Here is a 2887-nt window from a genome sequence, read left to right as displayed (position 1 = left end):
TCACATCCAGTACATCATAACTGGCAAAATTATCGGTATAGACGATGCTGTCAGGGTAAATTTTTGACTCTATTATCGGCAGTAATGTGCGTGATTTGGCATCGGGTATGACCTTGGTATACACCTTACCACCACGCTTGAGAAGCCCGAAAACAGGCACTTTTCCGGCAGCACCTCTGCCACGCTGACCTTTACGACGACCACCAAAATAACTTTCGTCCAGTTCAATCTCGCCATCAAACCAGGAGTGCCTATCTACGTGCTCGGCTATCAGCACTCTGAGGCGGTGAAAATAGTATGCAGCAGTGTTCCTGTGGACACCAACCAGCTCTGCGGCAATACGGGCTGTGGAGCCTGCAATAAACTGTTCAAGTAACCGTTCCTGTTTGTACTGACTGAGTCTGCTTTTTCTCATGGCACTATCCTAGATGATCTTAGTTATCTAGGACAGCCCATAATTTTTTATGGCGTCGGGCGGGGGCATAACGTTGGAAAGCCATGCGATTAGCGAAAGATAAAGTCAGTTGCAGGTTGAAAGAAAAGGATTCTCTCGCTCATACTGCGGTAACGTATATTACGCTCAAGGACATGCAGCATGGCTAAAGAAACCATTTTCAGTAAAATAATCCGCCGTGAGATCTTGGCCGATATCATTTTTCAGGATGAGCTGGTTACCGCATTTCGTGATATCTCCCCGCAGGCACCGACGCATATTCTGATTGTGCCGAATATCTTAATCCCTACCGCCAATGATGTTGTCGCCGCGCACGAAGCCGCGCTGGGGCGCATAATAACAGTTGCGGCGAAAATCGCTAAAGATCAGGGCATCGCCGAAGATGGCTATCGCCTGATTATGAACTGCAACAAGCACGGTGGTCAGGAGGTGTATCACATTCACCTGCATCTGCTCGGTGGCCGTCCTTTAGGTCCAATGCTGGCGTCCTGAACGCCAACGACTACGGACACAAATCTATGCAGGCAAGCGTGACGGCACTCACGTTATTGGTAGCGTTAGCCGGATGCAGCAGCGAGCGCACCACCATCAATACATCACAGTTGTTAGTGATGGAGTTCGTCGTGCTGTCGGCGGGCATTACCACCGATGAACCGGATATTAGCCAAAGGGAAGGGCAGCAGCGCGCCACCACCGTGCTGTTTAATCAGCAGGGAAAGCCGGTTCAGGTCACCTATCGCTTCTACTGCTATGATGATAAAGGGTTAGAAATCCTGCCTTTTAAACGCCCGCGCACGGTGACAGTACCCGCGCATGGTAAAGCCGACATCTCATCTCAAACCGGTAATCTGACAGCGAGCAAAGCTTGTCTCTACCTGTATTTGTGAAGGAGTTAAGCGTGAACCGCAATATCTTTAAGCTCTCAGGCGTGCTGCTACTGGCACTGATTCTGAGCGGCTGTATCAACAATCAGCAGCAACAGCCTGAGCAACCCGCCAAGGTTGAGCCCGTGCAGCCGCCGGTAATCGTGTCGGAGCAGCCAAAACCGGAGCCGGGTCAGAACGTGCCGCAGCCGCCAAAAATGCAGACCATCAACTGGCCTGCCAGCGTATCACCGCTGGTGGCACAGATGCTGAAAGCAGACGACGTAACGGCGGGCCGCGTACTGCTGGTGGATAACGTGAAGAACAGCACTAACGGCAGCCTGCAAATCGCGAAAGCAACCGCGGCACTGCAAAGCTCGCTGGTGAACAACGCGCAGTTTACTCTCGTCACCTCGCAGCAGCTGGCGGTGGCTAAACAGACGCTGGGGCTCTCCGCAGAGGACAGCTTGGTGTCACGCAGCAAAGCTATTGGCCTGGCGCGCTATGTTGGTGCCCAGTACGTGCTGTACAGCAATGCCGAGGGTGACGTGAAGTCACCGACGTTACAGATGCAGCTGATGCTGGTGCAGACCGGCGAAATCATCTGGTCAGGCAGCGGTGCAGTCCTGCACTGATCCCGCGCTCGACAGGTTGATCGAGAAACAGTTTCCGGCGGCGAGTGCCGCTGGTTCCTTTTCTTCGCTGGACGGGTTGAGCGGCTACAGCGTGCAGATCGCGCTGGGGGATCGCAAATTTCTGGCACGACGGGCAGCCAGCGGGCAGACCATGCCGGGCGTTGACCGCCAGCGTGAATATCGTCTGCTGCGTAAACTGGCCGCAAGTGGCCTGACGCCTAGTGTACACGGCAGGAATGACGACTGGCTGCTGCTGGGGTGGCAGCCGGGTGAGGTGCTGAGCGCCGGACAGCTGGACAGCTGGCTGGAGAAGTTGGTGGATGAGGTTGTCAGGTTACATCACCAGCCGCTTTGCGGTTATCGCCTGCAGCTGATGCCGCTGCTCATGGATTACTGGCAGCGCAGCCAGCCGCAGCGCCGCACCGTTCAGTGGCTGCGCACGCTGCGGCAGCTGCAGCGTCAGGGGCAACCGCATCCGCTGCGCCTAGCCGTTCTGCATATGGATCTCCACTGCGGAAATCTAATCGCTGAAGGCAGCCGGCTGCGCTTTATTGACTGGGAGTACGCAGCGGATGGCGATGTGGCGCTGGAGCTGGCCGCTATCATAAGCGCCAACGGGCTGGACGCGGCAAAGCAACAGCGGCTAATCACACGTTATGCCACGCGTCAGCAGCTAAATATTCACGCTCTGCGCGGCCAGATCCAGCGCTGGCAGCCGTGGCTGTCTCTGCTGGCGAGCAGCTGGTATGAGCTGCGGGCGCAGCAGAGCGGTGAACAACATTTTTATACGCTGGCAGCAGAAGGCTGGCAGCAACGACAGAACAAGAGGTGAAGTGTGGGACCGGTAATGTTAGATGTGCTCGGCTGCGAGCTGGATGCGGAAGAACGTGAAATTTTACAGCATCCGCTGGTGGGGATGGTGCGCTACTCCGGCT

At 55.4% G+C, this 2887-nt stretch carries 6 protein-coding genes; 5 read left to right on the top strand and 1 reads right to left on the bottom strand.

Annotated features, from left to right (window positions below):
• Positions 1 to 415 (bottom strand): IS1595 family transposase (locus tag BBW68_RS13315; protein ID WP_148127470.1); only part of this gene is annotated, 415 nt, incomplete at its 3' end.
• A 180-nt stretch (positions 416 to 595) separates the two neighbouring features.
• Here BBW68_RS13315 and hinT point away from each other — a divergent pair.
• The 5 genes from hinT to BBW68_RS19975 form a co-directional block, all read left to right on the top strand.
• The gene (gene hinT / locus BBW68_RS13310) at positions 596 to 946 is read left to right on the top strand and encodes a purine nucleoside phosphoramidase (protein WP_070135727.1); all 351 of its coding nucleotides are present in this window, start codon (positions 596 to 598) and stop codon (positions 944 to 946) included.
• 26 nt (positions 947 to 972) lie between these two features.
• The gene (locus BBW68_RS13305) at positions 973 to 1341 is read left to right on the top strand and encodes a YcfL family putative periplasmic lipoprotein (RefSeq protein WP_070135726.1); all 369 of its coding nucleotides are present in this window, start codon (positions 973 to 975) and stop codon (positions 1339 to 1341) included.
• A gap of 23 nt (positions 1342 to 1364) precedes the next feature.
• A complete protein-coding gene (lpoB, locus tag BBW68_RS13300) occupies positions 1365 to 1952 on the top strand; it encodes a penicillin-binding protein activator LpoB (RefSeq protein WP_070135728.1) in 588 nt (195 codons plus the stop codon).
• On the top strand, positions 1936 to 2784 hold the full coding sequence (gene thiK / locus BBW68_RS13295; protein ID WP_070135725.1) for a thiamine kinase: 849 nt from the start codon (positions 1936 to 1938) through the stop codon (positions 2782 to 2784). Before lpoB ends, thiK begins: the two co-directional genes overlap by 17 nt.
• 3 nt (positions 2785 to 2787) lie before the next feature.
• The coding region (locus tag BBW68_RS19975) for a hypothetical protein (protein WP_245675272.1) at positions 2788 to 2887 on the top strand (100 nt) is incomplete at its 3' end.

The organism is Candidatus Erwinia dacicola (genome assembly GCF_001756855.1).
GTDB classification, from domain to species: domain Bacteria; phylum Pseudomonadota; class Gammaproteobacteria; order Enterobacterales; family Enterobacteriaceae; genus Erwinia; species Erwinia dacicola.
The sequence above is the reverse complement of the archived record's forward strand: the minus strand, read 5'-3'. Positions and strand labels throughout refer to the sequence as shown.

Excerpts from the sequence above, each read along its gene's own strand:
- BBW68_RS13305 (WP_070135726.1), top strand. The coding sequence starts at position 973 with ATGCAGGCAAGCGTGACGGCACTCACGTTATTGGTAGCGTTAGCCGGA.
- hinT (WP_070135727.1), top strand. The coding sequence starts at position 596 with ATGGCTAAAGAAACCATTTTCAGTAAAATAATCCGCCGTGAGATCTTG.